This window comes from Vibrio sp. 1249-1 (assembly GCF_033340495.1).
In genome coordinates this window covers 1-666 of record NZ_JAWOWJ010000617.1, presented here as the reverse complement: position 1 = coordinate 666, position 666 = coordinate 1, and the positions used below count along the sequence as shown (strand labels likewise).

Below are 666 nucleotides of genomic sequence, written 5' to 3'. Positions count from 1 at the left end.
TCAGTAGAATAGCCAACCCAATAAAAGATAATTTCCATGAGCAATGAAATGAAAATCCTATTAGCTAACCCACGCGGTTTTTGTGCTGGTGTTGACCGTGCGATTAGCATCGTAGAGCGTGCGCTAGAGCTGTATCAGCCACCGATTTATGTTCGCCATGAAGTGGTACATAACCGTTTTGTGGTTGAGGGGCTAAAGCAACGAGGCGCTATCTTCGTTGAAGAGCTACATGAAGTGCCTGACAACAACATCGTGATTTTCTCTGCTCATGGTGTATCGCAAGCGGTTCGCCAAGAAGCAAAACAGCGTGATCTGACGGTATTTGATGCAACCTGCCCATTGGTAACGAAAGTTCATATGGAAGTTGCGCGTGCAAGCCGCCGCAATATGGAAGTGGTTCTGATTGGTCACGCTGGTCACCCAGAAGTCGAAGGTACCATGGGTCAGTACTCAAGCGAAACTGGCGGCATGTACTTAGTGGAAACTCCTGCGGACGTTGAGAAACTAAAAGCGATCGTGAAAGATCCATCGGATCTGCACTATGTAAGCCAAACCACATTGTCTGTCGATGAAACCGCTGATGTGATTGAAGAGCTACGCCGCGTATTTCCTGACATCCAAGGCCCACGTAAAGACGATATTTGTTACGCAACACAAAACCGCCAA

The 666-nt window shown here is 47.4% G+C and carries 1 protein-coding gene; it reads left to right on the top strand.

Annotated features, from left to right (window positions below; translation table 11 throughout):
- Nucleotides 1-36: 36 nt before the first annotated feature.
- Nucleotides 37-666: 4-hydroxy-3-methylbut-2-enyl diphosphate reductase (gene ispH / locus R7Z50_RS27960; protein WP_318149815.1), on the top strand; the 630-nt coding region annotated here is incomplete at its 3' end.